Origin of the sequence: Amycolatopsis roodepoortensis, from assembly GCF_014873915.1 — a bacterium.
Taxonomy (GTDB): Bacteria; Actinomycetota; Actinomycetes; order Mycobacteriales; family Pseudonocardiaceae; genus Amycolatopsis; species Amycolatopsis roodepoortensis.
Window position 1 is genome coordinate 514,855 of record NZ_JADBEJ010000008.1, and the last position, 24,430, is coordinate 539,284.

A 24,430-nucleotide genomic window follows, 5' to 3' on the forward strand; every position below is an offset into this window, starting at 1 on the left:
CCGTAGGTTGGTCACCCTACGGTCGCGTAACCTGAACGAATGGCTGAGCTCGTTTACCCGCCCGTCATCATGGCGGCGAAGTTGATGTTCCGGGTGCTGGACAACCGCATCCGGGTGGAGGGGACCGAGCACATCCCGTCGACGGGCGGGGCGGTCATCGCCTGCAACCACGTGAGCTACCTCGACTTCATCTTCTGCGGCCTCGGCGCGCAGCCGGCGAAACGCCTGGTCAGGTTCATGGCGAAGAAGGAGATCTTCTCCAACCGCATCGCCGGGCCGCTCATGCGCGGCATGCACCACATCTCCGTCGATCGCGGCGCCGGTCTCGCGTCGTACCGCGAAGCCGTCGAGCGCCTGAAGGCCGGGGAGGTCGTCGGCGTGTTCCCCGAAGCGACGATCAGCCGGTCGTTCACCGTGAAGGACATCAAGTCCGGCGCGGTCCGGATGGCTGCCGAGGCGGGGGTCCCGGTCGTGCCGATGGCGCTGTGGGGCACGCAGCGGCTGTGGACCAAGGGCCGCCCGAAGGACCTCACCAAACGCCACGTCCCGATCTCGATCCTGGTCGGCGAGCCGATGCACCCGAAGGCCGACGAAGACGCCGAAATCCTCTCGAAGGACCTTCGCGTGCGCATGTCCGCGCTCGTGGACCGTGTCCAGGCCGGCTACCCGGAGAAGCCGTCGTCCGACGACGAGCGCTGGTGGCTGCCCGCGCACCTCGGCGGCACCGCGCCGACGCCGGAAGAGGCCGCGAAGCTGGACCGCGAAGGCCGCTAGCAGGTCTTAGACGCGCCCCCGAGGTTGCGAAAGCCACTTTCGCAACACCTCCGGTTGGCCGCACCGAGGTCAGGACGCGAGGTCGCTAGATCGCCACCTGCCCCGCTGCGCCGTGTCGCGAAAGCCACTTTCGCGACGCTGGATGTCTCGAAAGTGGCTTTCGCGACACGCGACAGTCCGCCGGCCACCCGGACCGCAGGCCCTAGACGCGCCCCCGAGGTTGCGAAAGCCACTTTCACAACGTTGGAGGTTGCGAAAGTGGCTTTCGCAACACCTCCGGCTGGCCGCTAGAACCAGCGCTCCAGCACCTGCGCCACGCCGTCCTCGGAATTCGGCGCGGTCACCTCGTCGGCGACGTCGAGGGCGTACCGGTGCCCGTTGGCCATCGCGACGCCGTGCCCGGCCCAGCCGAGCATCTCGACGTCGTTCGGCATGTCCCCGAACGCGATCACCCGCTCGGCCGGGACGTCCAGCCGCTCGGCGACCTCGGCCAGCCCGGTCGCCTTCGTGATGCCGTGCGCGGCGACCTCGATCAGGCCGGTGTTGGTCGAATACGTGATGTCCACCGAGCCGTCGAGCACCTCACGCGCCGCTCGCGCCATCTCGTCGGAGCTCATCCCGCGCCTGCTGATCAGCAGTTTGATCGCCGGATGCCCGAGCACCTCGGCCCGCGGCGCCTCCGTGCCCTCGTGGTTGCCCCAGGGGTTGTGATAGTCCGGCTCGATCACGAAGTTGCGCATCTCCGGGTCGAGCGCGGACCCGCCGACCCGCTCCGCGGCGAACCGGCAGCCGGGCAGAGCGTGATCAAGAGCACTCACCGTGTCGTGCAGCAGCTGGGGTTCGAGCAACCCGTGGACCGCCACGATCCGGTCCGTCCCGATCTCGTACAGCACCGCGCCGTTCGCGCACACCGCGTACCCGGTCAGGCCGAGCGGGTTCGCGATCGGCGCGATCCAGCGCGGCGGACGGCCGCTGGCCAGCACGAACGGCACTCCGGCGTCGGCGACACGCCGGACGACGTCGATCGTGCGTTCGGACAGGACCTCCAGCGGGCCGAGCAGCGTTCCGTCGACGTCGGAGGCGATCAAGAGGGGTTTTTCCACCCGCACATCATCCCCGAAGATCCGCCCATCGGGCGAAGTGTCGGTCTGGACCAGTACCTTCCCCGGTGTGCGCGTAGGCATCGTGATCCTTCCGGAAGATCGTTGGTGGGCGGCCGAGCCGAAATGGCGGGCCGCCGAGGAATACGGCTTCGACCACGCTTGGACGTACGACCACCTCGGCTGGCGGACCCTCGTCGACGGCCCGTGGTTCAGTGCGATGCCGACGTTGACGGCGGCCGCGATGGTGACGTCGCGGATCAGGCTGGGCACCTTCGTCGCCTCGCCGGTCGCGCGGCATCCCGTGCCGTTCACCCGCGAGCTGACCACCCTCGACGACATCTCCGACGGCCGCTTCATCCTCGGCGTGGGCGCCGGCGTCACGAACACCAGCTACGACGCCGTCGTCCTCGACGGTCCCGAGCTGTCGGTCAAACAGCGCACGGACCGTTTCGCCGAGTTCGTCGAAGCGCTCGACGGGCTGCTGATGACCGACGGCTTCGACTTCGAGGGCGAGTACTACCGGGCCAAGGGCGCGCGGAACCAGCCGGGCTGCGTGCAGCGGCCGCGCTTGCCGTTCCTGGTGGCCGCGAACGGCCCGCGCACGATGACGCTCGCCGCGCGGTTCGGCGCTGGCTGGGCCACCACGGGCGGCAAAGCGGACACCCAGGACGAGTGGTGGAAGGGCGTCGCGGAGCTCGTGAAGACCTTCGAAGAGCGGCTCGACGTCGTGGGCAGGGACAAGGCGAGCGTGCAGCGGTTCCTGAGCCTCGACTCGGCGCCGGTCTTCTCGCTCTCCAGCGCGGGCGCGTTCGCCGACGCCGCCGGGCGGGCAGGGGAGCTCGGCTTCACCGACATCGTCACGCACTGGCCGCGGTCCGGGGACTACTACGTCGGCCGCGAGTCGACCCTCGAAGAGGTCGCGAGCGACGTACTCCCGGTACTCCAGGGAAGAAGTTCTTAGGCCGATCGGGTGACGTTGGCGGGCCGGGTAAACCGGTTCCGCCTAGCGGTCGTCTGAAGGACAAGTACAGCGAGTGGGTGTGGCCGACGACGGCTGCCCCTCATGGGTCACCCCGGGGGTGAATGGGGGACTGAGGCTCGCGTGGTCGCGGCAGGGGCAGTCCGCGACCACGCGAGCCTTTCCCTCGTGAGTGGTAAGGACGGTTAGAACCGTCCTTACCACTCACGAGGCCGTCAGCGCGTCAGCGTGTAGATCGAGGCACCCGCGTTGCTGAAGTCCTTCCGCAGGAAGTCCAGCCCGTCCAGGTCCCGCAGGCCCGGCGCCGGCGGTTCGCCGATCTTGATCGGCGTGCTCCCGATCAGCACGTGCTTGATGTTCAGCCGCCGCACCGCGGCCCGCACCTCGGGGTCGGTGTCGTACTCCCGGAAATGCAGCGCCAGGTACTTGGCGTCCGGCGGCGGCACGCCCGGGTCGTAGTGCCCGGCGACCGGGTGGATGCCGGTGATCGCGTACAGCCAGGCCGTCCCGTCGAAGCGCTCGTTGAGCACCTTCTCGTCCGGCCCGATGTTCATCTTGGTCAGCTCGTTCATCGCGGCCAGTTCGTCGGCGCTGACCGGCGGCGTGACCTCGCCCTCGGGCCCGTTGTAGTACAGGAACGACACCGCGTGCGCGTTCGACTCCGTGTAGAAACCCTTGGTCAGCACGGCCGACGCGGCCACGACGAACACGGCGGTCGCCAGCCCCAGCCGGGCGGGCAGCGCGGGGCGGCTCTTCACCCAGGAGCGCCCGCTCGCCCACTTCGCGAACCAGCGCTGCAGCTCCGCCATCCCGTGCCCGGCCAGCAGGCACAGCGGGATCGCGGCGAGCGCCATCAGGCGGTACCGGTCGTTCCACCACGGCCGCGACAGCGAGATCACCCACGGTTCGGCGCCGAACGAGGCGACCAGCACGAACAGCGCCGAGAAGCCGATCGCCGAGAGCCCCAGCCAGCGCATCCGGCCGAGCCGGAACAGGCTCAGCACACCGATCACCAGCAGCACCGTCAGCCACACCTGCGGGGCGCTCAGCACCTGCCGGAACGTCACGAGCAGGCCCAGCGACTTCACCACCGGCAGGTCGGAGCCCCACGCGTAATAAGGGTATGAACCCGAAGTGAATTTCAGGGCGCCGAGGATGTGCGGCGCCGCGAGCAGCCCGCTGCCCACCATCACCGGCACCATCTTGACGACGTCGCCGCCGATCACCCGCCAGCCGCCACGGCCTTCGGGCACCCCGTCGAGCGGCTTGTGCCGCAGCGCGCGGTACCAGCGCTGCACCACCAGCGGGAACGCGAACAGCAGCGCGCCGAACAGTGCCGACGAGTGCGCGGCAAGCAGGCCGACCGCGGTCAGTGCGAGCACGTAGCCGGTGTCGAGGCCGGGCCGCGCGAGGAAGCGGGCCAGCGCGACGACGGCCAGCGGCGTCAGCACGATCCCCAGCGCGAACGGCAGGAGCCCGCTGGACACCGACTCGTACGCGCCGGTGGTGGCCGCGGCGGCCACGAGGGCCGTGCAGCCCGCGAACACCGCCCGCCCGCCGAGCTGGCGGATCAGGGCGACCATCGACAGTGCGAACACGCCGGCGACCGGCATGGTGATGGCGTTCAGCGTGACCGGGATCGTCGTGCCCGAGATCGAGTACACGAGCGAGCCGACCAGGTGATACGCGTTCGGGTAGAACGAGCCGTCCGGGTACCAGTTGATGGTGCCCATACCGGTCAGCGAGCCGTCGCCGGTCTCGGCGATGTAGCGGATGCCGTTCGCGTGGAAGACGGTGTCCCAGCGCTGGAACACCGCCGTCGTCCCGCCGCGGGCCGAGAGCACGACGAGGATCGAGATCCCCACGGCCAGCGCGACGCAGGCGGCGACGGCGTAGTGCGCGCGCGGGTGCCACTTCGTCGGCGGCTCCTCGGCGCCCGGCTTGATCCAGCCGCGTGCCTGCCCCAGCCTCCGCAGGCCGAAACCGATCCCGGCGAGCACGACCGTGACGGCCGCCACGGTCAGCGGGTTGTACGACACACCCGCGAGTGCCAGCCACGGACCGGCCAGTCCGGTTACCGTGTAGGACAGCAGTGGGGCCAGGCCCGCCAGGGCCCAGCCGCGCAGGCCCGCGGCCCGGCCGACGAGCCCGCCGGGGATCGCCAGGACGGCCAGGTAGGTCAGGGTCGCACCGAAGTAGGACCAGAAGGTGTCCGGAGTAGGCACTGCTTCCTAAGTGTGTGTGTCGAAGGTGAAAACCGATGCTCGCTGCAGGGCTCGGAGTCGACGTGCGTACCCTCGACGCCCGTGAGCGCGCACACGAACCCCGACAAGATTACTGAAGCCGATTACACCGGCTACGACCTCATCGTGGTCGGCTCCGGATTCTTCGGGCTGACCGTCGCCGAGCGGGCCGCGGCCGAGCTCGGCAAGAAGGTCCTCGTGCTGGAGCGGCGGCACCACATCGGTGGTAACGCCTACTCCGAGGCCGAGCCGGAGACCGGGATCGAGGTGCACCGTTACGGTGCGCACCTGTTCCACACCTCCAACAAGCGTGTGTGGGAGTACGTCAACCGCTTCACCGAGTTCACGAACTACCAGCACCGCGTGTTCGGCAAGTACCAGGGTCAGGTGTACCCGCTGCCGATGAACCTGGCGCTGATCAACCAGTTCTTCGGCAAGTCGCACACGCCGGACGAGGCCCGCGAGCTGATCGCCAAGCAGGCGTCGGAGTTCGAGACCGCGAACGCGCAGAACCTCGAAGAGAAGGCGATCTCGCTGATCGGCCGTCCGCTCTACGAGGCGTTCATCCGCGGCTACACGGCCAAGCAGTGGGAGAACGACCCGAAGAACCTGGGCGCCGACATCATCACCCGGCTCCCGGTCCGCTACACCTTCGACAACCGGTACTTCAACGACACCTACGAGGGCCTGCCGGTCGACGGCTACACCGCGTGGCTCGAGAAGATGGCCGAGCACGAGAACATCGAGGTGCGGTTGAACGTCGACTACTTCGACGTCCGCGAGCACATCCCCGCCGGCACCCCGACCGTCTACACCGGGCCGCTGGACCGCTACTTCGACTACTCCGCGGGCCGGTTCACCTGGCGCACGGTGGACTTCGAATCCGAGGTCGTCGAGACCGGCGACTTCCAGGGCGCCTCGGTCGTCAACTACAACGACGAAGAAGTGCCCTACACCCGGATCATCGAGTTCCGGCACTTCCACCCGGAGCGCAAGCACTACCCGAACGACAAGACGGTCGTGTTCCGCGAGTACTCCCGGTTCGCCGGCGAGGCCGACGAGCCGTACTACCCGATCAACACCCCGGAGAACCGCGAGAAGCTCGAGGCCTACCGCGAGCTGGCGAAGGCCGAGGCCAAGAACAAGAACGTGCTGTTCGGCGGCCGTCTCGGTACCTACAAGTACCTCGACATGCACATGGCCATCGGCTCGGCGCTGTCCGTCTTCGACAACAAGATCGCGCCGCACCTGACCGATGGCGCGCCTCTCGACGGGTCCCTCGATGCTTGAGAAGGGCGTTCCCACCGGTGAGGTGGCTGTTCTCGCGAAGGCTCAGGGCGTCCTGAAGAGCGACGTCACGGTGAAGGCGGCTCGGGGTCTTTCGCACTTCGGCGAGCACAGCGCGGGATGGTTCGCGCTGGGTCTCGTCGGGGCGGCGGTCGACAAGAAGCGCCGCAAGGACTGGCTGGTCGCGGCGGCCGGGGTCGTCGGCGCGCACGCCGCGTCGATCGCGGTGAAACGCGTGGTCAGGCGGCCGCGACCGGACCACCCGAGCGTCGAGGTCCTGGTCTCCACGCCGAGCAAGCTGAGCTTCCCGTCCTCGCACGCGACATCGACTACGGCGGCGGCGGTGCTCTACTCCGGATTGACCGGGCGTAACCTGGTCCCGGCCCTGGTACCGCCGATGCTGGCCTCCCGGCTCGTGCTCGGCGTCCACTACCCGACCGACGTTCTGGCCGGAGCGGCCCTTGGGGGCGTAGTCGGCGGCTTGATACGTAGGAAGCTGAAGCGACGATGAGTGAAACGACCGAGAAGGCCGATTCCAAGCCTGACGACGTAGAACCCGTGGCCGAGGCCGCCGAACCGAAGAAGGTCGCCGGCGGTCTCGTCGGTGGCATCATCAAGACGGCACGCCCGCGTCAGTGGGTGAAGAACGTGCTGGTGTTCGCCGCACCGTTCTTCGCCTTTTCGAAGTCGACGGACCGGACCGGCCTGCTGATCGCCGCGCTGATCGCCTTCGCGGCGTTCTCGCTGGTGGCCTCCTCGGTCTATCTCATCAACGACGCGATCGACGTCGAGGCCGACCGGGCGCATCCGACCAAGCGGAACCGGCCCATCGCGGCCGGGATCGTGCCGGTGCCGGTGGCGTTCGTCGCGGCCGCCGTGTTCTTCGCGGCGGGCCTCGGCATCTCGTTCTTCGCCAGCTGGCAGCTCGCGGTCGTGCTGGCGGTCTACGAGGCCGTCCAGCTCGGCTATTGCTTCGGGCTCAAGCACCAGCCGGTGGTCGATCTGGCCATCGTCGGCTCGGGCTTCCTGATGCGGTCGATCGCGGGCGGTGTCGCCGCGGGTATCGCGCTTTCGCAGTGGTTCCTGCTGGTCACCGCGTTCGGCTCGCTGTTCATGGTGGCGGGCAAGCGCTACGCCGAGATCATGCTCTTCGAGCGCACGGGCGCGAAGATCCGGTCTTCGCTCAAGAAGTACTCGGCGAGCTACCTGCGGTTCGTCTGGGCGACGTCCGCGGCGATCCTGATCATGTCGTACTGCCTGTGGGCGTTCGAGATCCGCCAGGTCGAGCACAACTCGGTGTGGGCGGTCGTCTCGATGGTCCCGTTCGTGGTGGCCGTCCTGCGGTACGCCGTCGACGTCGACGGCGGCAACGCGGGCGAGCCGGAGGAGATCGCGCTCAAGGACCGCGTGCTCCAGGTGCTCGGCGCGAGCTGGGTCGTCACGTTGTTCCTGTCGTTCTATCTCTGATTCGACAGCTCACGCACAGCGCATCCATAGGAAGCGCACGCATCCTCGGTGATGGGGGCGGGCAAGCAGCCCGCCCCCATCACCTTGAGGAGCGAAAGATGAGCGACCCGCAGCGGCCGTCCGAAGACGAGGACAAGACGGTCGAGCAGCCTTCAGTGGCGGACGAAACCGCGAAGCAGCCCGCCGCGCCTCCGCCGGCGCCGCAGGCCCCGCCGAAGAAGGGCGGATTCCGCCGGTTCGCCGGGCACCGCGCGACGCAGCTGGTCGCGGTCGGCGCCCTCGGCTTCGTCCTCGGCGGCGGCATCATCGGCACCGCCGTCGGCCTGGCCTCCCGCGACGGTGACCGGCCCGGTTTCTCCCGCGACCATCGTGGTCACGGCGGTCCCGGCATGCACCGTGACTTCCGTGACGGCCCCGGCGACCGCGGCTGGCGTGACGAGTCCCACGGCAGGTAGATAACGGAATCATCACGCCGCCGTGTACGGTGTTCGTGATGCGAAGCGCCTCCGCCGATCTGCCCCAGGCTCCCGGTGCGCTGCCGGGAGCCGCCGTCCTTACCCGCCCCTGGGTGCTCCCAGCCGGGGCGGCGGTCGCTTCGGCCGTGGTGTTCGTGCTGGTCAGCGGGCATTTGATCGACGACACGTACATCACGCTCTCGTACGCGAAGAACCTCGCCTTCCACGGCCACTGGGGCCTGATCGAAGAGGGCACCGCCAACACCGCGACGTCGCCGCTGAACGTCCTCGTGCTGGCGCTCGTCACCTTCATCGTGCGGGACGCCGTGTTCGCCGCGGGGATCGTCTTCGTCGCGAGCCAGGTGGCGCTCGTCCTCGGCCTGCGCCGCATCGGCGCCGCGACCGGTCTTCCCGGCTGGTTCGCCCCGCTGGCGCTGGGCATGCTGCTGGTGAATCCGCTGCTGCTGTCGTCGGTCGGGCTGGAAGTCGCCCTCGGCGCGACCGCCGTCGTCTGGTCGATGGTGTTCCTGCACGAACGCCGTCCCGCCGCCGCGGGCGCGGTGATCGGCCTGATCGCGTTGATCCGGATCGATCTGCTGCTGATCGCGTTCGTCCTGTTCCTCGGGCGCCGCGAATTCTGGGCGGGTATCTGGCGGACGGCGTTCGCCGCGCTCGCGGTGACGCTGCCGTGGTACCTGTTCAGCTGGCTGGTGCTGGGTTCGGCGGTGCCGGACACCCTGGTCATCAAGATCATGCAGCGCTCGTGGGGACCGTTCAGTTTCACCAACGGCCCGCTGTTGTACCTGCACAACTTCCCGGTGGCGGCGACGCTTTCCTTCCTGCCGCTCGTGATCGGCGGGCTCGCCGGTCTACTGTGGACATTCCACTTCCGGCGCGGTTCGGAGCGGGCGAAGCGGCTGCTGCCGTTCGGCACGCTCGCGATCGCCGGTGCGGCGCACTATCTGGCCTATTGCTGGCTGAACGTCCCGCCGTACCACTGGTATTACGCGCCGAGCATCATCGGCGCGACGATCTTCCTCGCCGCCGCGGCCTGCGCGGTACCCGGCCGGGCGCGGCTCGGCGCGGGGATCCTCGCGGGTGCGTTCGTCCTCGTGAGCGCCGTCGTCTACGCGGCTCCTGAACTGCCGCGCCGGTTCGCGCCCATCACCAGCAATCACGCCGCGTCCGACGAATACCGCGCGATCGGCGCGCAACTGGGCGAACTGACCAAGGGGCGCAAGGTGGAGAGCGCGGGCGAGGTCGGCGCGCTCGCGTACTCCTGCGATTGCGACATCGTCGACCAGTTCTCCGACCGCGGCTCCGTCGACCCGGCGATAGTCGAGACGAAGAACCGCAGCAGCGATCTGGGCAAGGCGCTGCTGGCGGCGAACTTCCGGTTCTTCGACCACAGCGTCCCGCCCGCGACCCCGGATCTCGTGCTGGCCACCACCCGGAAGGCGCCGCCGCCGAACGCGCTGGCGACCTGGACGATCAACTCGCCCTGGATGGGCACCCAGAGCCTGTACCTCCTCCCGGCCCGGTGACCTGGCGTGTCGTCCGTCTGATCACACGTGTCGTCCGTTCAATCACGCGTGTCGTCCCTCCAGTCACGTGAACCACCCTCTGCCGCCGAGGATCAGGCGGACGACACGCGTGCTGGGATGGACGACACGTGTGATCAGACGGACGACACGTGTGATTGAGTGGACGACACGGCGCGTGAGGGGTCAGCGGCGGGAACGGGCGCGGTCGGCCTTCGTGACGGCCAGCATGTCCCGTTGGCAGACCACGGACCCGTCGGCGAAGATGAACTGAAGCACCGGCCGCGGCGGGAAACTCCGCCCCACGTAGAGCGCGGACACCGAACGCACCACTCCCGACGGCATCTCCTCGAAGGTCCGGAACGGCTGGGCGGGATCCTCTCCCTCCAGCATCTTCGCCGGGTACACGACGGCCAGCCGCCGGTCGGACAGCGTCAGCCGCGCCTCGCCCTTACCGCCGGCGAGATGGTCCGCGAGCCGCGCGGCGGTCTGATCCGCGGTCCGCGCGACGGCCCAGTAGGCGATCGTCGGGTCGTCGGTCCAGTCGCCTTCGAGCACGTCGGACGCGGGTAGCGGCCACCGCGTTTTCCCGGTCACCGCAGGGGTTTCCCGCGACGGCTCATACGGCAGCGAGAGCTTGCCGTCCAGCAGCAGGCCGGTGTACCCGTGTGCGGGCGGGCAGCCGATGACCAGCCGCTCGCCGGGCGCGAGCCAGAACTGGTGCAGTTCCCGTTCGACGATCTCGTCGACGGACTTCGCCATCGGAAGCGTGTTCTCCATCAGCTCACCGTCACCGAGTACAGCCAGGCGAACTGCCCGGGATCCTCGCAGCCGAACAGGAAATCCATCCCCGAGCCGTCCACAAAGGACGCTCGAAGACACGGGTGCTTCTTCTTGCCGTGTTCGGCCACCGCGAAACCGGCGATCGCCTCGCGCGGGATCTCGGCACACGGCACCATCTCGTGCCGCGCGATCGGGACGCCCTCGGCGTTCTCGCCGTAGGTCTTCGTGGTCATGATCGAGGCGATGTCCTTGCCGAACCCGATCGCCTTCGACATGAACGACTTCTTCGAGGGCGTTTCCGGGGCGACGAACTTCTCCAGCACCAGCAGCCGCGCGCTGGTCAGCGCCCAAAGCCGCGAGAGCGAGCCGCTGGTGGGCAGCTCCCGCACCGCCGCGTGCGCGAGGCCGCCCTGTTCGCCGAGCACGACCACCTGCGGCGACGGCGGGTTCGAGCGGCCGCTGTCGTCGCCCCCGCCCAGTGCCGCGCCGACCACGTCGCCCGCGAAGTTCGCCGCGCCGGAGCCGATCTTGCCCAGCACGCTCTTCTTCGGCACCCCCCACGGGTCGAGGCCGCGCACGTCGTAGTTCAGCGTCCGGCCGTACGCGGCCCACAGCAACCGTTCGCCCGGGTGCAGCGAAGGCAGGGCCTGCGACGCGGCCCCGAGCGGGTAGCCGAGATTCATTCTTCGATCGTGAACCCTCTGTCGGTCGCCGCGCGGCGCTCTTCCTCGGACGACGAGTCCTGCGACTCGTGGTAGCCCGCCTTGACGCCCTGCTCGACGCCCAGTTCGGCCAGATTACCGGCACTGCCGCGGAAAGCGGCCTTGCCGACGCTGGTCGTGCCGGTCATGCCCATCGCGCGCAGCCCGGCCTCGGTGAGGTTCGTGGTCAGCGCGTCCGAGCCCTCGCCGCCGACGCCGTACCGGTCCGCGAACCGGTTGGCCGTCTTGGAGGCCCCGGTCGCCGGGTTGGCCTTGGTGACGATCTTGGCGATGGGGTTCTTGTCGATCTGGTCGGCGATCCGCTTCTGCACCCAGTTGCCGTCGCGCAGCCCTTCGGTGCGCTCGACGACCTTCTTCAGCGGCCCGTTGCGAAGCGCCTTCAGGATGTCTTCGAGCTTGTCGATCAACGGCTTGAGCTTGCCGAGCAGCTGCTTGACCTTCATCCCGAGCCGTCCGCCGGTCACCGCGACCTGGCCCGCCGTCGCCGCACCCGCCGCGCCGACCGAGGCGCCCGCCGTGATCCACGAGGCGGCCAGCGCGGCCAGCCACTCGATGATCAGGCCCATCACCAGTTCCTGGATGATGTCGATGACGATCTCGACGAAGGCGTCGAACAGGTCGGCCGCGATCTCCAGGATCTGCTGCAGCCCGCGGACGTCGTTCGCGAACGCCTTGGCGCCGCCCGAGAACTCGGTCATCTGGCCGCGGAACGCGTCGCCCGCCTGGCCTTTCCACGCTTCCGTGGTGCCTTCGGCGCGCTTCTGCTCGTGCTCGGCGACGCCGTCGAGCCATTTCGCCGTCTGCTCCCAGCCCTTGGCAGTGCTGCGCATCTGCTCGGGGTCACCGATCGCGGGCTCCAGCACCAGCTCGACCAGCGGGCTGATCACGATCCCGATCAGGAACCCCAGCCCGTTGTCCACAAAGGACTGCCCGGGGCTGGTCACGAGCTGGAGCTGTTCCATCCGCGCGTGCACGGCCGCGATCGCGACGTCCGGCGGGCTGCTCGCCCTGGCGACCTCCGAGGACGTGCTGATCCACGAGCTGCCATAGCCGCCGTTCTGCTCCAGGAATCCCTTGCGGCCGGAGTCGCCGGCGCTGTTGAGGTCGCTCAGGCTGCCGGGGCCGCTGCCGCCGTCGTCCAGCCCCGCGCCGAGGCCGGTGATGACCTCGGCGGTGCCCTGGTTGTGGTCGAGATAGGTCTTCGCCGCGGTGGTGGTCTTGTCGGCGATCTGGTCCATGAAGGACTTCGCCTGCTCGGCGAGGCCCTGGCATTCCTGCAGCCCCTCGAAGTACTTGAAGGCCATCAGTTCGCCGAGCGGGCCGAAGCAGTCGTCCGAGACCCTCGCCTGCTCCAGCAGGCTCGCGAGGCTGCCGAAGTTCCCCGAGGCCTCTTTGGACCCCGTCGCGTGCGCGGTGAGCGCTTCCGTCTGTACGCCGAAGCCGGTCAAAACGAGTCCCTCCGCAGGATCGGGCCACCGAAGTCGTCATCGTCCGCGGGAGCGGGGCGCGCCGGGCGCTGGGTGCGGACGGGCTGCTGCGCGGCCGGTCCGGCGAGGGATTCCGCGGGCGGGGGAGTGCTCGGCCCGAGCGGTTCGACGTGGGCGTTGAACGCCTCTTTGAACTGGTCCGCGCGATCGCCGAGGATCGGCTGGACGGTCTGCTGCATCGCGGCCGCGGCCTGCTGGGTCGCTTCTCTGACCGCGGTGAGGATCTCCTGCTGCAGCGCGGTGTGCGTGCGGTTCATCGCCTTGGGGGACAGCTGGAGTCCCAGCAGGGCGCCGGACGGGGCGACGGTCACCGTCACCGAGCCGTCGGCGTTGCGCGCGGATCCGCGCAGCCCGGCGATCTTGTCCTTCAGTTCCGCTGCTTTGGCGGCCTGCTCCTGAAACGACCGGATGGCCGCGTCGAGCCTGGCTTCCTGGTCAGCCATCGATTCCTCTCAACCCGGGGACGGAGGACGTCCGTGCCCGGGTGAGACGAATGGCGTAACGCGCTCGTTCCCTAGATCGGCAGTTTCCGGAAGATCGGCCGGGGGATGTGCCGCAGGGCGGACATGACCAGGCGGAACGGCGCGGGCGACCACACCAGTTCCTTGCCGGCGCGCGAGGCGGCGACCGCGGTCTCGGCGACCTGCTCGACGTCGACCGTCAGCGGGGCGTCCTTGAGGCCCTCGGTCATCTTGGTCCGGACCTGGCCGGAGCGGACGACGGTGATCCGCACGCCGAACTCGGCCAGCGCCTCGCCGAGGCCAAGATAGAAGCCGTCGAAACCGGCCTTGGAGGAGCCGTAGACGAAGTTCGACCGGCGGACCCGCTCACCGGCGACCGACGACAGCGCGATGACCTTGCCGTGGCCCTGCTTCTTGAGCTTGTTCGACAGCGCGACCCCGACGGACACCGCGGACGTGTAGTTCACGGTCGCCGCCTCGACGGCCTTCGCGTGGTCCTGCCACAGCTCTTCCTGGTCACCGAGCAGGCCGAACGCCACGACGGTGACGTCGATGTCGCCACCTTCGAAGGCCTTGTCCAGCACGGCGGGGTGGGTGTCCAGGGCCTTGGCGTCGAAGTCCACAGTGGACACTTCGGCGCCCTTGTCCTTCAGGCGCTGCGCGGCCGCGTCGAGCCGGGGCGACTGCCGTCCGGCCAGCACGACCCGAAGCGGCTTCTCGGCCAGGTACTTCTCCGCGATCGCGAGCGCGATGTCGGAGGTGCCGCCGAGCAGCAGCAGGGACTGGGGGTTGCCCACAGCGTCGATCACAGTTCCAACCTTCGGGACATGTCAGAGGCGAAAACGCCTTCGGGGTCAACGGAGGCGCGGACCTTGCGCCATTCTTCGAGCCGCGGGTACATCTTCGCGAAGTTCTCCGCGGAGGTGCGCGAGTCCTTCGCCGTGTACAGACGGCCGCCGAGCGCGAGGACGTCCTCGTCGAGTTCCTGGCAGAACCGGCTCAGCCCGTCCTTGATCGGGAAGTCGAGGCAGACCATCCAGCCGGGGTGCGGGAACGACAGCGGCGCCGCGTTGCCCTCGCCCATCTGCTTGAACACGTTGAGGAACGACACGTGCCCGGAGTCGGCGACCTTCTGGATGATCCGGCGCAGCGGCTCGTGCGCGTTCAACGGCGTGCTGAACTGGTACTGCAGGAAACCCTTGGAGCCGTAAGCGCGGTTCCACTCGCCGAACAGGTCGAGCGGGTGATAGAAGGCGGTCAGGCTCTGGATCTGGTCGCGCGCGTTCTTCGCGGTCTTGCGGTAGTACAGCTCGCCGATCGCGGTGAACGACAGCTTGTTCGCCAGCCCGTTCGGGAACACGTCCGGCAGGGTGGCCAGCGTGCCCGGGTTGAACTTGAGCGGGTCGGCCCGCAGCTTGGGCGGCAGTTCGTCCAGCTTCGCGAGCGAGCCGCGCTGGAAGGCGGCGCGGCCGAGCTTCGCGCCCCGGGAGATCGAGTCGAACCAGCCGGACGAGTACGTGTAGTTGGCCTCGGAGCCGTCGGTGACCAGCGCCAGCGTCTCGTCGAGGTTCGCCGTGCGCTGGATGTCGGCCTTGAAGTAGGCCGTCTCGGTCTTCGTCATCCGGATCTTGGCGCGGACGATGATGCCCGTCAGGCCGATACCGGCCACGGTCGCCCAGAACAGCTCCGCGTCGGGGCCCTCCGGCGTGAGCGTGCGCACCTGGCCGTCGGCGGTGATCAGGTCCATCGACACCACGTGGTTGCCGAAGCTGCCCGCCGAGTGGTGGTTCTTGCCGTGGATGTCGTTGGCGATCGCGCCGCCGATGGTGACCTGGCGCGTACCCGGCAGCACCGGCACCCACAGGCCGTACGGGAGGCCCTCGCGCATCAGCTTGTCGAGGCTGACGCCGGCGTCGAGGTCGACGATGCCGGAATCCGGGTCGATCGAGTGGATGCGGTCGAGCGCGGTCATGTCGACGACCAGGCCGCCCGCGTTCTGCGCCGGGTCGCCGTACGAGCGGCCGAGACCACGCGCGATGACCCCGCGTTCCCCGGCCCGCGTCACCGCGCGGGCGATGGCTTCCACGTCGGGGGTGCTCAGGACGTCCGCGATACTCGGCGACGTCCTTGCCCAGCCCATGAGCGACTGCCGCTGTGTCTTGGGTGCTTGGGTCACGCCGACCAGGGTAACCACGCCGAACAATGCCCGGAACGTGACCCTGAAGTGCTCGCTTCTACACTTTGCGCACCAGCCCCAGCAGTTTATGAGGTAGAGCAGTGGTGGCGACCGACCCGAAAGCCGGCGTGACGGCAGCAGCGCCGTCCTCTCCTGGGCTGCTCGGGCAGCTCATCCGCTTCGGCCTCATCGGCGGCTTCTGCGCCCTGGTCGATTTCGGTGTCTACCAGGGGCTTCGCGCCCTCGGAATGGATGCGACGCCGTGGGTGGACATCGCCCGCGCGCTCAGCTTCATCGTGGGCACCACGACCGCCTTCTTCCTGAACCGCAAGTTCACCTTCGCCGGTGGACGCCAGGAGGGCGCGCGTCAGATCGGTAGCTTCGTGCTCCTGTACGCGGTGACGTTCCTCGTCGCCGTCGGCGTCAACCGCACGATGCTGCACGTCCTGCCGGAGTCGGCCTGGAAGGCCACTTTCGGTTGGGTCGTTTCGCAGGCAACCGCGACCATGATCAATTTCGTCATGCTCAAGTGGGTCGTCTTCCGTGAGCCCCGCGCCATCGCCACCAGCAAAGAGGAGAACTGAGGATTCATGCCCGGTAAAGCCGCCGTCACCGGAGAGGCCCCGAGCGCCATGGTGAGCACTGTCGACGACACCCGCTTCGCGGAACGCACCCCGCAGGGCCGTCTCACCGCGCAGCGCGGGCTCTATGCCGGCCCGGCCCCCATCGTCAGCAAAGACCTCTACGCCGAGCTCCAATGGGGTAGTGCCGTGCGCGAGCGTGCGGGCATCACCATCGAGCCGGCGTCGAAGGTGTCCGGCAACACCTATTTCGGCCGTTTCCCCGCCAGCTACTGGCAGCGCTGGACCGACGTGACCGAGGTCCAGGTCGAGGCCGTCGTCTCCGGTGACGGCCAGCTGTCCGTCGGTGCCTCCGACATCGAGGGCGACCCCCGCGTGGTCGCCGCCGAGATCGTCTCGGGCGCGAAGCAGCAGAAGGTGACGCTCACCGCGAAGCTCGACAAGTTCTACGACGGCGGCGCGCTCTGGCTCGACCTCGAGACCGAGGGCGGCCAGTCGCTGAGTGTCGAGAAGGTCCGCTGGACGGTCGAAGCGCCGGAGAAGATCCGCCCGACCGCGGTGACCATCTGCACGATGAACCGCGCCGACGACTGCCTGTCGAACCTGCAGGCGCTCGCCGCCGACGTCTCCTCGCTGGAGACGCTCGACGCGATCTACGTCGCCGACCAGGGCACCGACCTCGTCGAGTCGCGTGACGGCTTCGAGCAGGTCGCGAAGGACCTCGGCGAGAAGCTGCACTACATCAAGCAGCCGAACCTCGGCGGCGCCGGCGGGTTCACCCGCGGCCTCTACGAGGTCGCCGGGCACACCGAGACCGAGCACGCGAACGTCCTGTTCATGGACGACGACGTGCTGCTGGAGCCGGATCTGGTGATCCGGATGACCGCCTTCTCCAACCGCACGGTCAACCCGGTCATCGTCGGCGGGCAGATGCTGAACCTGCTGCACCCGAACCAGCTGCACGTCGGCGCCGAATACGCCCGGCTGAACACGCTGGAGCCCGGCCAGCCGGTGACGCACTCGCTCTCGACCGCCGACCTGCTCGGCGTCGACGAGGAGACCCTCAAGCCGAACCGCCAGGAACGCCGCCTCGACGCCGGGTACAACGGCTGGTGGTCGTGCCTGATCCCGTACGAGGTCGTCAAGGCCACGGGCTACCCGCTGCCGTTCTTCTTCCAGTGGGACGACGCGGAGTACAGCTACCGCGCGCGCGGAGCCGGCTTCCCGACCGTCACCCTTCCGGGCGCCGGCGTCTGGCACGCCGACTTCCACTGGAAGGACTGGGACGAGTGGCACCGCTACTTCAACCTGCGGAACTCGATCATCACCGCCGCGCTGCACTCGCCGTTCAACCTGAACCTGCTCTCGCGCGTGCTCATCGCGCAGCTGGTCCGGTACCTGCTCGGCATGCAGTACGGCCTGTCCGCCACGCTGATCAAGGCCGTCGAGGACTTCCTCGAGGGGCCGGAGGTCCTGCGTGACGGCGGCGTCGCCGCGATGAAGGAGATCCGCCGGATCCGCGACGAGTACCCCGAGACCAAGCGCCACAAGGCCACCGACGTCCCGGGTATCGCGTCGAACGACATCGGCATCATCAACAGCGCGCCGCGGCCCAGCATGCAGCGCCTGGTGCTGATCAAGCGGATCCTCGACCGGGTGCTCGGCCGCAGCCGTCACTCGCTCGGCGCGATCCCGATCGACGAGGCCCACTGGTGGCACGTCGCGACCTTCGACACGGCCGTCGTCACCGACGCTTCGCAGGAAGGCGTGCGGGTCCGCTCGTACGACCGCGCGAAGATGTTCGACCTGGCGCGCCGGGGCGCGAAGGTGATCCAGCGGCTCCGTAAGGAAGGCGCGGCGGTGCAGGAGCAGTACAAGCGCGCCATGCCCGAGCTGACCTCGCGGGACAACTGGAAGCGCCTCTACAAGCTGTAGGCGCTACCTGACGTGAGCTGAAAGGGCCCTTCACCGCATGCGACGCGGTGAAGGGCCTTTTCGCTTCGGTCGGCTCTGGTCACCTGCCGTCGGCGGGTTGCGAAAGCCACTTTCGCAACCTTCAACGTTGCGAAAGTGGCTTTCGCAACCCCCTCGCCCGCCGCGCCTGCCGTCCCGAAAGGGGAGCAAGGGACCTTTAGTACCGCTAGCTTTCCTAGCGGCGCTAGACCCACAACAGGTCAAGTAAGGGTAGCCTTACCCGTATGACGGATCTGGTCGCCCGAGCCCACGCCCTCGCCGATGATCTCCTCTTCCCCGCAGCCACCGAAGTCGACCTCAAGGGCGAGATCCCTTCAAGTCACTTCGACGCTCTCGCCGCCGAAGGCCTCTACGGCCTGGCGGCGCCCACAGAAGCCGGCGGTCCGGGTGCGGGCCTCCCGGAGATCGTCCAGATCCTCGAGACGCTGGCGGGCGGCTGCCTCACCACGACGTTCACCTGGCTCCAGCACCACGGCCTGGTCGCGGCCCTGACCGCCGCCGGCGCGGCCGACAACGCCGAACTGCGCGATCGCTACCTCCCGTCGCTGATCAGCGGGGAGCTCAAGGCCGGCGCCGCGTTCGCCGCGGTGATCCCGACCCCGCCCAAACTGCGGGCGGAACGCGTCGACGGCGGCTACCTCCTCGACGGCGAAGCGCCCTTCGTCAGCGGCTGGGGCATCATCGACGTGCTCCAGCTCAGTGCTCGCGACGGCGACACCGTCGTCGGCGCGATCATCGATCCGGTCGCGGGGGAGCAGCTGGAGGTCCAGCCGCTCGACCTCGTCGCGGCGCAGGGCACGTCCACCGTGCACCTCGGCTTCACCCGCTACTTCCTCCCCGACGACCGCGTCTACGCGAAGACCCCGCACGCGGACTTCGTCGCGGGCAACACCTTCGCCTCCCGCCTCAACGGCTGCGCGCCCCTCGGCCTCGCCGCCCGCGCCGCACGACTCATCGAAGACCTCGGGAAGGCCGACGTCGCCGCCGGGATCCGGGCCGAGATCGACGCCGTCCGCGGCAGGCTCGACGCGGCGCTCGCCGATCCGCCGTCGCTGCCCGCGGCGAGGGCGGCGGGCGCGGAGCTCGCGTTCCGGGCCGCGGGCGCGCTGGTCGCGGCCAACGGCAGCACGTCGGTACTCGTCGGACGGCACCCCCAGCGGCTCGTCCGGGAAGCCACCTTCCTGCTGGTCGCCGCCAGCCGACCGGAGATCAAATCGGGCCTGCTGGAGCTCTTCTCCCGGGACTAGTGCAGCCCGAACACCCTCGTCTTGCGGTTCAGGTCGTCGATGTAGGCGGCGGCGACGTGGGAGAAGTTGATCGCGACCTCGGAGTCGTCCCTCGTCTTGACCGTCTGCACCGCGCCGGTGCGGACGAAATGCGAGAGATCCTTGGTCAGCCGTTCGGTTTCCTCCGCCGTGAGCGCGAAGAGCAGCGGCTCGCCGCCGGCGGCGAGATGGAGGACGAGCGCGGGTTTCTGGTCTGCCATGAATCCATGGCACCAGCCGTGATCACGGCCGGGCAAGCGGGTTCGCTGCGGGCGTATCGGGTGTGTGGACTACGTTCATCCCGACGGACAAGACACCCGCGGGGGGAAATGGCGATGCCGCATTCGTTCTCGTTGTCGCTGGCGGCGGTGGACATCCTGCTCGAACACGGCCGGTTCGGTCCGGCGCCGGTCCCGTTCGAGGTCCCGCACATCGGCACGACGACCGATCAGCGCGCGATGGTGCGCGAGGCCGTCTTCCGCGACCTCGAAGGCCGCGGCATGATGCGCGGCGGCAGGCTCGACGCCGACGTCGAACTCGCGCTCGCCACGTTCGCCAACCCGCAGCTCGCGGTCTGGACGGTCGCGCAGCTGGACAAGGACAAGCAGCTGTTCGCGCGGGCGGCGACGAACGGGCAGTTCGCGGTCCTCGCGCGCCAGGACGAGAACCTGCTCGTGTTCGAGGAGACCAGGCCGACCGCGATCGTCGCGTCGATCGTCGACCTCCTGCCGCTCACCCCGTCGGGCCCCGGCCAGTCGGTCACCATCGCGAAGCCGGCGAGCGCGCCGAAACGCCACCGGAACGATGACGTGTACGACCCCTTCGCCCAGGTCAGCGGGCCCCGGTCCCACGGGTCGAACCCGCAGCAGCGGCAGGTGGAGCGGATCTTCGAGAAGCCGATGAAGCGCGTGGGCCAGTTCAGCGTGTTCATCCGCGGCGGCCAGGTCTTCCCGCCGCTGGCGTGGTTCGACACCGAGGCGGGCCGGTTCATGATGACTTCGCGCCAGGCGTCCGACGGGCAAAGCTGGCTGACCTACGCGCCCGCCGACAACGCGAGGATCGCCCAGCAGCTGTATGCCCAGCTCGAAGGCCAGTTCTGAACCTACGGGAACCGGCGTGACGCCCGTTTCGTCACAGTTCCGGTGAGATCTCCGGTGATCCGGGAATCACCGTTGCGCTGAGTGCCCGGCTAGTAGACTTCCGGGCGGAACGCACGGGCGAGCAGACGATGCAGTGGGGCGGGCGATGGCTTTCGAAGCGGACGGCGGACAGGCGGCACCGGACTTCTCGATCGGCTCCGCCATGGGGGCGGCGGCCAAGTACGTGGAGGCGGGCGGCCTGAACCAGGCCGCGATCGCCAAGGTGAGCGCCGAGACCCAGAAGCTGGTCTCGGCCGCCAAGAGCGGCGGCTTCAAGATCACCGCCGAAGGCGTCAAGCCGATGCGTGAAGCGCTCGCGAACATGTCGGAAGAGCTCAAGGCGCTGAAGACCAAGACCATGGCGCTGAACGAGGCCCCGCAGCTCGGCGGTCACCCGTACGGCAAGGCTGTCGCCGCCCACGACCACAAGGGCGCGGCCCAGTCCGCGAACTCCGCGAACGCGATCATCGGGCAGTTCGAGCAGGTGGTCAAGGACGCCGACGAGGCGCTGGCCAGGGCCGCCGGACTGTACAAGGACGTCGAAGACCGCGCGATCGACGCCACCAAGAAGATTCAGGCCTGAGGGACGATGAAGAAACTCTGCGTGCTGCCGCTCGCCGCGGCCGCCCTGGTACTGGCCGCGTGCTCCAGCGAAAAGCCGGGCAGCGCCAGTCCCGCGCCATCGGCTCCTCCGGCGCAGTCGAGCGCTTCCAGCGCCGCGCCCACCTCCGGCGGGGACACCGCGTCGATCGACCCGTGTTCGCTCGTCACCGCGGCGGACCTGGCGTCCTACGGGACTTTCAAGCCGCCGACGAACGAATCCGCGGGCGGGGCCCGGCTCTGCACGCTGAACAAGGAGGCCGCGACGGTCTCGGAGACCCTCTCGATCGGTGTCGGCGTCCGTGACGCACAGGGTCTCGACTCGGTGAGCGACTCCGGCAACGGCAAGACCACCGGCAACGTCAACGGACGCAAGGCTGTCCTCGCGCCCCGGCCGCCGGGCGGGTGCCTGATGGCGCTCGAACTCGGCCCGTCCGCGCGGGTCGATCTCCTCGTCGCGGCCGACGACGCCCAGAAGGCGTGCGGGATCGCCGAGAAGGTCGCCGACATCGTCGAACCGAAGCTTCCGAAGGGCTAAGGGGGAACCAGGATGACCACCAAGACACCGAACCTGACCGAGAAGCAGGTCTCCGACCTTTCGCCGGCGGCTCGCGACGCGTACTTCCAGCAGAAGGCGCAGGAGGGCGTCGACCCCAGTGACGGCTGGCTGTTCGGCGCGGTCAACCGGTTCATCGCCTCCGGGAAGGCCAATCAGCAGTCGCAGGAGGTCGGCGACAAGAACGTCGACCAGCTGACCAGGAACGGCGACGTCCAGTACGTCGAGGGCCTGGAGCCGTCGAACGCGGACTACCAGGGCTACGACCACGAGCGGCTCGAACAGTTCGTCAACACGGACCTGAACGTCGAGCAGGTCACCCAGGTCTCCACGGCGTACCACGACCTGTCCAAGGCCTTCGAAACCTTCTCGAAGACCATGGACCAGGCCGTCACTGCGTCGCAGGGCACCTGGGAAGGCGACGCGGCGGGCAACGCGCAGGGCTACTTCAAGAGCCTCAGCAAATGGTCCGAGACCAACTCCCAGAACGCGAAGCTCGCTTCCGAGACGATCTACGACCAGGGCAACGCGGCTTCCACCGTGAAGAACACGATGCCCAAACCGATCCCCTTCAGCTGGAAGGACGAGGTCGGGGGGTGGATGACGTCGAACCCGTTCAACCTCGGCGAGAACATCGACAAGTCCATCCAGAAGCAGAAGGACAGCCAGGAGGCGCACACCGAGGCGGCCTCGGCCATGCACAGCTACGACAAGGCGCTGTACGACGCCGCGTCGAAGCAGCCGGCCTTCGCCGAGCCGCCGAAGTTCGGTGCGGGTGGTGGCGGCGACGACCCCGGCAAGCCCGGTATCTATCAGATTCCGCCCGGCTCGAACACGCCCGGCCCCAACAACCCCGGCAACACCTACATCCCGCCCGGCGGCCGCAGCGGAGGTAACGGCGGTGGTGGAGGCGGCGGTGGCGGTCTCGGCTCGACCAACCTCCCCGGCCCCGGCAGCAGCACGGGATCCGGCAGCCTCCCGTCGGGGACGACGCCGTCCGGCTTCCAGAACACGCCGGCGCCGATCACCGGTCCCGGCCCGAACAACAACACCTCGATGCCGATCAGCCCCATGCCGATGGCGCCGCCGATGATGGGCGGCGGATTCGGCGACGCGGAGCACAACAGCCGCAGCGCTCGTGGTGGCGGCGGAAGCGGGTTCGGTCCCGGTGGCGGAGCCGGGGGCTCCACGCCCGGTTCGGGCTCCGCGTCCGGCGCGGCCCGCCCCGGTGGTATCGGTGCCGCCGAAGCGGCGGCAGGCCGCGGTATGGGCGGTCTCGGCGGTGGCGCCGCCGGTCGCGGCGGGCCGGGTATGGGCGGCGGCATGGGCGGCCGCGGTCAGCACGCGGACGGAGACGAGGACACCGAGCACCAGCGTCCGACGTACCTCGTCGAGGGCGACCCGGACGAGGTCTTCGGGACCGACATGCGCACCGCTCCGCCGGTCATCGGCGAGTAGCTCTTCCGGCGAATGGCCTCCTTGCCCACGGGCGAGGAGGCCATTCGTGTTTCGGGAAAAAGTGACTGGTTCGACGCGACGGACCCGGCCACGGGTAAGACCGCGGTCAAGGAGGTCACCGCCGGCCGGGCGCACCGAGCCGACGGGAAAGCTGTACGAGATTTCGTCGAACGGCCGATGGCAAGGGTAAGGCAGGCATCGGCTGTCCGGGCTGTAGGCCGTTCGTTGAAGAGTTCCGGCTGACCGAGCGAAGAGACCGAGGAAGTGATGAGCGCAGGTACCTGGCCCGACCATGTCGTGGCGCTGCTTCATGCGGCCGGCTGGGAGCATGGCCGAGCGGTTCCGGTAGAGGATTGGCGTTCGATGCTCGCCGAACGAGGATTCGTCATGCATCGTGCCGCGGAAGAATTTCTCGCCGAGTTCGGTGGGGTCTCTGTGGATGTCGGCATTCCCGGAATGGAGTCGTCGAACTACAGTTTTGTAATCAACCCGACGCTTGGCTTGACCTCTCACGGGTTCTCGAGAAGTTCTCCTTGGAGACTGGTGGCGACGGCTTCGTGCCCATCGGTGCCGTCGATGACGGCCATGCGAATCTGCTTATCGACAAGACTGGCTGGGTTTACCTGTTCTTCGGTGGTGGTGTGCGAGTCGGCCGGGGTCGTGACGCTGTGGTGCGCCTGGTCGAAGGCGATTTCACTGGTTGAGTTTGTCGGCTGTCGCGCGGTCCACCCGGGGAGGCGCTCGGCGCGTGGCGCAACCTGGAGGGTCACCTAGCGCGGGAGCCACGGCGCAGCGCCGCCAGTCCTTCCGCACCGACGTACACCGGCGGTAAGGCACCTTCCTGAATGGCATGAAAGCCCGGCGCGACCGAACCCGCGGTCACGGTCTTCATGCCGCTGACCGGCAGAAGCCCGCTGCTTGCCGCCCACTACGATGCCAAATGCGGCCCACCACCGGGATTGCGCGCTGGTTGCCTACGCGACGGATCGAGAGATGACTTCCGAACAAACCGAGCTGATCTCCCGTACTCGCGGTACGGCATTGACCCAGCGACTGTGCGTATACGGCACCCTTGCCATGGTCACGCTGCTCAACGTGATCTCCCACGCGAACCTGCAGCCCAACGCCCACGAAAAGGCCTGGGGCGACGCGATCAACTACTTCCGGATGTCGGAGCAGACCGGCGCCGCGGTGGACAATCCGTTCGCGCTGCGCATGCTGAGCCCCTGGCTCGTGCACCGCGCGAACCTCCTGACCGGTATCTCGCTCGACCGCTTGTGGCTGGCGTTGACCGTCGTGGCCGTGCTGGCCGCGGCCATCGTGTTCTTCGAGTTCCTCCGCTCGCATCTGAAGCTGCAGCTGTTCACCTCGGCACTGAC

At 68.6% G+C, this 24,430-nt stretch carries 24 protein-coding genes and 1 pseudogene; 16 read left to right on the forward strand and 9 right to left on the reverse strand.

Annotation, left to right across the window (positions count from 1 at the left end; genetic code table 11):
• Nucleotides 1–39 precede the first annotated feature (39 nt).
• Nucleotides 40–774, forward strand: a complete 735-nt coding sequence (locus tag H4W30_RS40075; RefSeq protein ID WP_192747485.1) for a lysophospholipid acyltransferase family protein — start codon at nucleotides 40–42, stop codon at nucleotides 772–774.
• A 287-nt stretch (nucleotides 775–1,061) separates the two neighbouring features.
• On the opposite strand, the gene H4W30_RS40080 is transcribed toward H4W30_RS40075, so the two are convergent.
• Nucleotides 1,062–1,862, reverse strand: a complete 801-nt coding sequence (locus H4W30_RS40080; RefSeq protein WP_192747998.1) for an HAD family hydrolase — start codon at nucleotides 1,860–1,862, stop codon at nucleotides 1,062–1,064.
• A gap of 82 nt (nucleotides 1,863–1,944) precedes the next feature.
• Here H4W30_RS40080 and H4W30_RS40085 point away from each other — a divergent pair, with 82 nt between their 5' ends.
• Nucleotides 1,945–2,838: an LLM class flavin-dependent oxidoreductase gene (locus H4W30_RS40085; protein WP_192747486.1), complete on the forward strand. Its 894-nt coding sequence runs from the start codon at nucleotides 1,945–1,947 to the stop codon at nucleotides 2,836–2,838.
• Nucleotides 2,839–3,071: 233 nt separating this feature from the next.
• Here H4W30_RS40085 and H4W30_RS40090 read toward each other — a convergent pair whose 3' ends face one another.
• Complete coding sequence (locus H4W30_RS40090; RefSeq protein ID WP_192747487.1) at nucleotides 3,072–5,081, reverse strand: DUF6541 family protein; 2,010 nt, start codon at nucleotides 5,079–5,081, stop codon at nucleotides 3,072–3,074.
• An 81-nt stretch (nucleotides 5,082–5,162) separates the two neighbouring features.
• On the opposite strand from H4W30_RS40090, the gene glf reads away from it, so the two are divergent.
• The 5 genes from glf (at nucleotide 5,163) to H4W30_RS40115 (ending at nucleotide 9,852) form a co-directional block, all read left to right on the forward strand.
• Complete coding sequence (gene glf / locus H4W30_RS40095) at nucleotides 5,163–6,389, forward strand: UDP-galactopyranose mutase (protein ID WP_192747488.1); 1,227 nt, start codon at nucleotides 5,163–5,165, stop codon at nucleotides 6,387–6,389.
• Nucleotides 6,382–6,897: a phosphatase PAP2 family protein gene (locus H4W30_RS40100; RefSeq protein ID WP_072029247.1), complete on the forward strand. Its 516-nt coding sequence runs from the start codon at nucleotides 6,382–6,384 to the stop codon at nucleotides 6,895–6,897. The genes glf and H4W30_RS40100 overlap by 8 nt, the downstream gene beginning before the upstream one ends.
• Nucleotides 6,894–7,853, forward strand: a complete 960-nt coding sequence (locus H4W30_RS40105) for a decaprenyl-phosphate phosphoribosyltransferase (protein WP_192747489.1) — start codon at nucleotides 6,894–6,896, stop codon at nucleotides 7,851–7,853. The genes H4W30_RS40100 and H4W30_RS40105 overlap by 4 nt, the downstream gene beginning before the upstream one ends.
• Nucleotides 7,854–7,951: 98 nt before the next feature.
• Nucleotides 7,952–8,308, forward strand: a complete 357-nt coding sequence (locus H4W30_RS40110) for a hypothetical protein (protein ID WP_192747490.1) — start codon at nucleotides 7,952–7,954, stop codon at nucleotides 8,306–8,308.
• Nucleotides 8,309–8,346: 38 nt separating this feature from the next.
• On the forward strand, nucleotides 8,347–9,852 hold the full coding sequence (locus tag H4W30_RS40115; protein WP_192747491.1) for a DUF2029 domain-containing protein: 1,506 nt from the start codon (nucleotides 8,347–8,349) through the stop codon (nucleotides 9,850–9,852).
• A gap of 183 nt (nucleotides 9,853–10,035) precedes the next feature.
• Here H4W30_RS40115 and H4W30_RS40120 read toward each other — a convergent pair whose 3' ends face one another.
• The 6 genes from H4W30_RS40120 to H4W30_RS40145 all read right to left on the reverse strand — a co-directional run bounded on the left by H4W30_RS40120 (nucleotide 10,036) and on the right by H4W30_RS40145 (nucleotide 15,478).
• Nucleotides 10,036–10,629: a hypothetical protein gene (locus H4W30_RS40120; protein ID WP_192747492.1), complete on the reverse strand. Its 594-nt coding sequence runs from the start codon at nucleotides 10,627–10,629 to the stop codon at nucleotides 10,036–10,038.
• Complete coding sequence (locus H4W30_RS40125) at nucleotides 10,629–11,315, reverse strand: hypothetical protein (protein WP_192747493.1); 687 nt, start codon at nucleotides 11,313–11,315, stop codon at nucleotides 10,629–10,631. Before H4W30_RS40125 ends, H4W30_RS40120 begins: the two co-directional genes overlap by 1 nt.
• The gene (locus tag H4W30_RS40130; protein WP_192747494.1) at nucleotides 11,312–12,802 is read right to left on the reverse strand and encodes a WXG100 family type VII secretion target; all 1,491 of its coding nucleotides are present in this window, start codon (nucleotides 12,800–12,802) and stop codon (nucleotides 11,312–11,314) included. Before H4W30_RS40130 ends, H4W30_RS40125 begins: the two co-directional genes overlap by 4 nt.
• The gene (locus tag H4W30_RS40135; RefSeq protein ID WP_192747495.1) at nucleotides 12,799–13,284 is read right to left on the reverse strand and encodes a YbaB/EbfC family nucleoid-associated protein; all 486 of its coding nucleotides are present in this window, start codon (nucleotides 13,282–13,284) and stop codon (nucleotides 12,799–12,801) included. The genes H4W30_RS40130 and H4W30_RS40135 overlap by 4 nt, the downstream gene beginning before the upstream one ends.
• 71 nt (nucleotides 13,285–13,355) lie before the next feature.
• Nucleotides 13,356–14,111, reverse strand: coding sequence for a decaprenylphospho-beta-D-erythro-pentofuranosid-2-ulose 2-reductase (locus tag H4W30_RS40140; protein WP_192747496.1), 756 nt, complete (start codon nucleotides 14,109–14,111; stop codon nucleotides 13,356–13,358).
• The gene (locus H4W30_RS40145) at nucleotides 14,108–15,478 is read right to left on the reverse strand and encodes an FAD-binding oxidoreductase (protein WP_126732429.1); all 1,371 of its coding nucleotides are present in this window, start codon (nucleotides 15,476–15,478) and stop codon (nucleotides 14,108–14,110) included. The genes H4W30_RS40140 and H4W30_RS40145 overlap by 4 nt, the downstream gene beginning before the upstream one ends.
• Nucleotides 15,479–15,579: 101 nt before the next feature.
• On the opposite strand from H4W30_RS40145, the gene H4W30_RS40150 reads away from it, so the two are divergent.
• The 3 genes from H4W30_RS40150 (at nucleotide 15,580) to H4W30_RS40160 (ending at nucleotide 19,280) form a co-directional block, all read left to right on the forward strand.
• The gene (locus tag H4W30_RS40150) at nucleotides 15,580–16,062 is read left to right on the forward strand and encodes a GtrA family protein (RefSeq protein WP_192747497.1); all 483 of its coding nucleotides are present in this window, start codon (nucleotides 15,580–15,582) and stop codon (nucleotides 16,060–16,062) included.
• Between the two features lie 6 nt (nucleotides 16,063–16,068).
• Nucleotides 16,069–17,994 carry a glycosyltransferase gene (locus H4W30_RS40155; protein ID WP_192747498.1) on the forward strand — a complete coding sequence of 642 codons (1,926 nt, stop codon included), beginning with the start codon at nucleotides 16,069–16,071 and terminating at the stop codon, nucleotides 17,992–17,994.
• A gap of 263 nt (nucleotides 17,995–18,257) precedes the next feature.
• Nucleotides 18,258–19,280, forward strand: a complete 1,023-nt coding sequence (locus H4W30_RS40160; protein ID WP_192747499.1) for an acyl-CoA dehydrogenase family protein — start codon at nucleotides 18,258–18,260, stop codon at nucleotides 19,278–19,280.
• On the opposite strand, the gene H4W30_RS40165 is transcribed toward H4W30_RS40160, so the two are convergent.
• Nucleotides 19,277–19,519: a hypothetical protein gene (locus tag H4W30_RS40165; RefSeq protein WP_192747500.1), complete on the reverse strand. Its 243-nt coding sequence runs from the start codon at nucleotides 19,517–19,519 to the stop codon at nucleotides 19,277–19,279. The two genes, H4W30_RS40160 and H4W30_RS40165, sit on opposite strands and share 4 nt — an antisense overlap.
• A gap of 114 nt (nucleotides 19,520–19,633) precedes the next feature.
• Between H4W30_RS40165 and H4W30_RS40170 the strand changes: the two genes are divergently transcribed.
• The 6 genes and pseudogenes from H4W30_RS40170 (at nucleotide 19,634) to H4W30_RS44025 (ending at nucleotide 23,755) form a co-directional block, all read left to right on the forward strand.
• The gene (locus tag H4W30_RS40170) at nucleotides 19,634–20,398 is read left to right on the forward strand and encodes an ESX secretion-associated protein EspG (protein WP_192747501.1); all 765 of its coding nucleotides are present in this window, start codon (nucleotides 19,634–19,636) and stop codon (nucleotides 20,396–20,398) included.
• Between the two features lie 145 nt (nucleotides 20,399–20,543).
• Nucleotides 20,544–21,020, forward strand: a complete 477-nt coding sequence (locus H4W30_RS40175; protein ID WP_225950806.1) for a hypothetical protein — start codon at nucleotides 20,544–20,546, stop codon at nucleotides 21,018–21,020.
• Nucleotides 21,021–21,026: 6 nt separating this feature from the next.
• On the forward strand, nucleotides 21,027–21,575 hold the full coding sequence (locus H4W30_RS40180; protein WP_192747503.1) for a DUF3558 family protein: 549 nt from the start codon (nucleotides 21,027–21,029) through the stop codon (nucleotides 21,573–21,575).
• 12 nt (nucleotides 21,576–21,587) lie between these two features.
• Complete coding sequence (locus tag H4W30_RS40185; RefSeq protein ID WP_192747504.1) at nucleotides 21,588–23,051, forward strand: hypothetical protein; 1,464 nt, start codon at nucleotides 21,588–21,590, stop codon at nucleotides 23,049–23,051.
• A gap of 267 nt (nucleotides 23,052–23,318) precedes the next feature.
• A pseudogene (locus H4W30_RS44810) lies at nucleotides 23,319–23,537 on the forward strand (SUKH-3 domain-containing protein); the annotation flags it as partial.
• Between the two features lie 47 nt (nucleotides 23,538–23,584).
• On the forward strand, nucleotides 23,585–23,755 hold the full coding sequence (locus tag H4W30_RS44025) for an SUKH-3 domain-containing protein (RefSeq protein WP_225951119.1): 171 nt from the start codon (nucleotides 23,585–23,587) through the stop codon (nucleotides 23,753–23,755).
• The last annotated feature ends 675 nt before the right edge of the window (nucleotides 23,756–24,430 follow it).

Coding starts and splice junctions, on each gene's coding strand:
- H4W30_RS40180 (WP_192747503.1), top strand. CDS start 21,027: ATGAAGAAACTCTGCGTGCTGCCGCTCGCCGCGGCCGCCCTGGTACTG.
- H4W30_RS40115 (WP_192747491.1), top strand. CDS start 8,347: ATGCGAAGCGCCTCCGCCGATCTGCCCCAGGCTCCCGGTGCGCTGCCG.
- H4W30_RS40160 (WP_192747499.1), top strand. CDS start 18,258: ATGACGGATCTGGTCGCCCGAGCCCACGCCCTCGCCGATGATCTCCTC.
- H4W30_RS40175 (WP_225950806.1), top strand. CDS start 20,544: ATGGCTTTCGAAGCGGACGGCGGACAGGCGGCACCGGACTTCTCGATC.
- H4W30_RS40165 (WP_192747500.1), bottom strand. CDS start 19,519: ATGGCAGACCAGAAACCCGCGCTCGTCCTCCATCTCGCCGCCGGCGGC.
- H4W30_RS40170 (WP_192747501.1), top strand. CDS start 19,634: ATGCCGCATTCGTTCTCGTTGTCGCTGGCGGCGGTGGACATCCTGCTC.
- H4W30_RS40185 (WP_192747504.1), top strand. CDS start 21,588: ATGACCACCAAGACACCGAACCTGACCGAGAAGCAGGTCTCCGACCTT.
- H4W30_RS40100 (WP_072029247.1), top strand. CDS start 6,382: ATGCTTGAGAAGGGCGTTCCCACCGGTGAGGTGGCTGTTCTCGCGAAG.
- H4W30_RS40075 (WP_192747485.1), top strand. CDS start 40: ATGGCTGAGCTCGTTTACCCGCCCGTCATCATGGCGGCGAAGTTGATG.
- H4W30_RS40155 (WP_192747498.1), top strand. CDS start 16,069: ATGCCCGGTAAAGCCGCCGTCACCGGAGAGGCCCCGAGCGCCATGGTG.
- H4W30_RS40125 (WP_192747493.1), bottom strand. CDS start 11,315: ATGAATCTCGGCTACCCGCTCGGGGCCGCGTCGCAGGCCCTGCCTTCG.
- H4W30_RS40120 (WP_192747492.1), bottom strand. CDS start 10,629: ATGGAGAACACGCTTCCGATGGCGAAGTCCGTCGACGAGATCGTCGAA.
- H4W30_RS40105 (WP_192747489.1), top strand. CDS start 6,894: ATGAGTGAAACGACCGAGAAGGCCGATTCCAAGCCTGACGACGTAGAA.
- H4W30_RS40135 (WP_192747495.1), bottom strand. CDS start 13,284: ATGGCTGACCAGGAAGCCAGGCTCGACGCGGCCATCCGGTCGTTTCAG.
- H4W30_RS40110 (WP_192747490.1), top strand. CDS start 7,952: ATGAGCGACCCGCAGCGGCCGTCCGAAGACGAGGACAAGACGGTCGAG.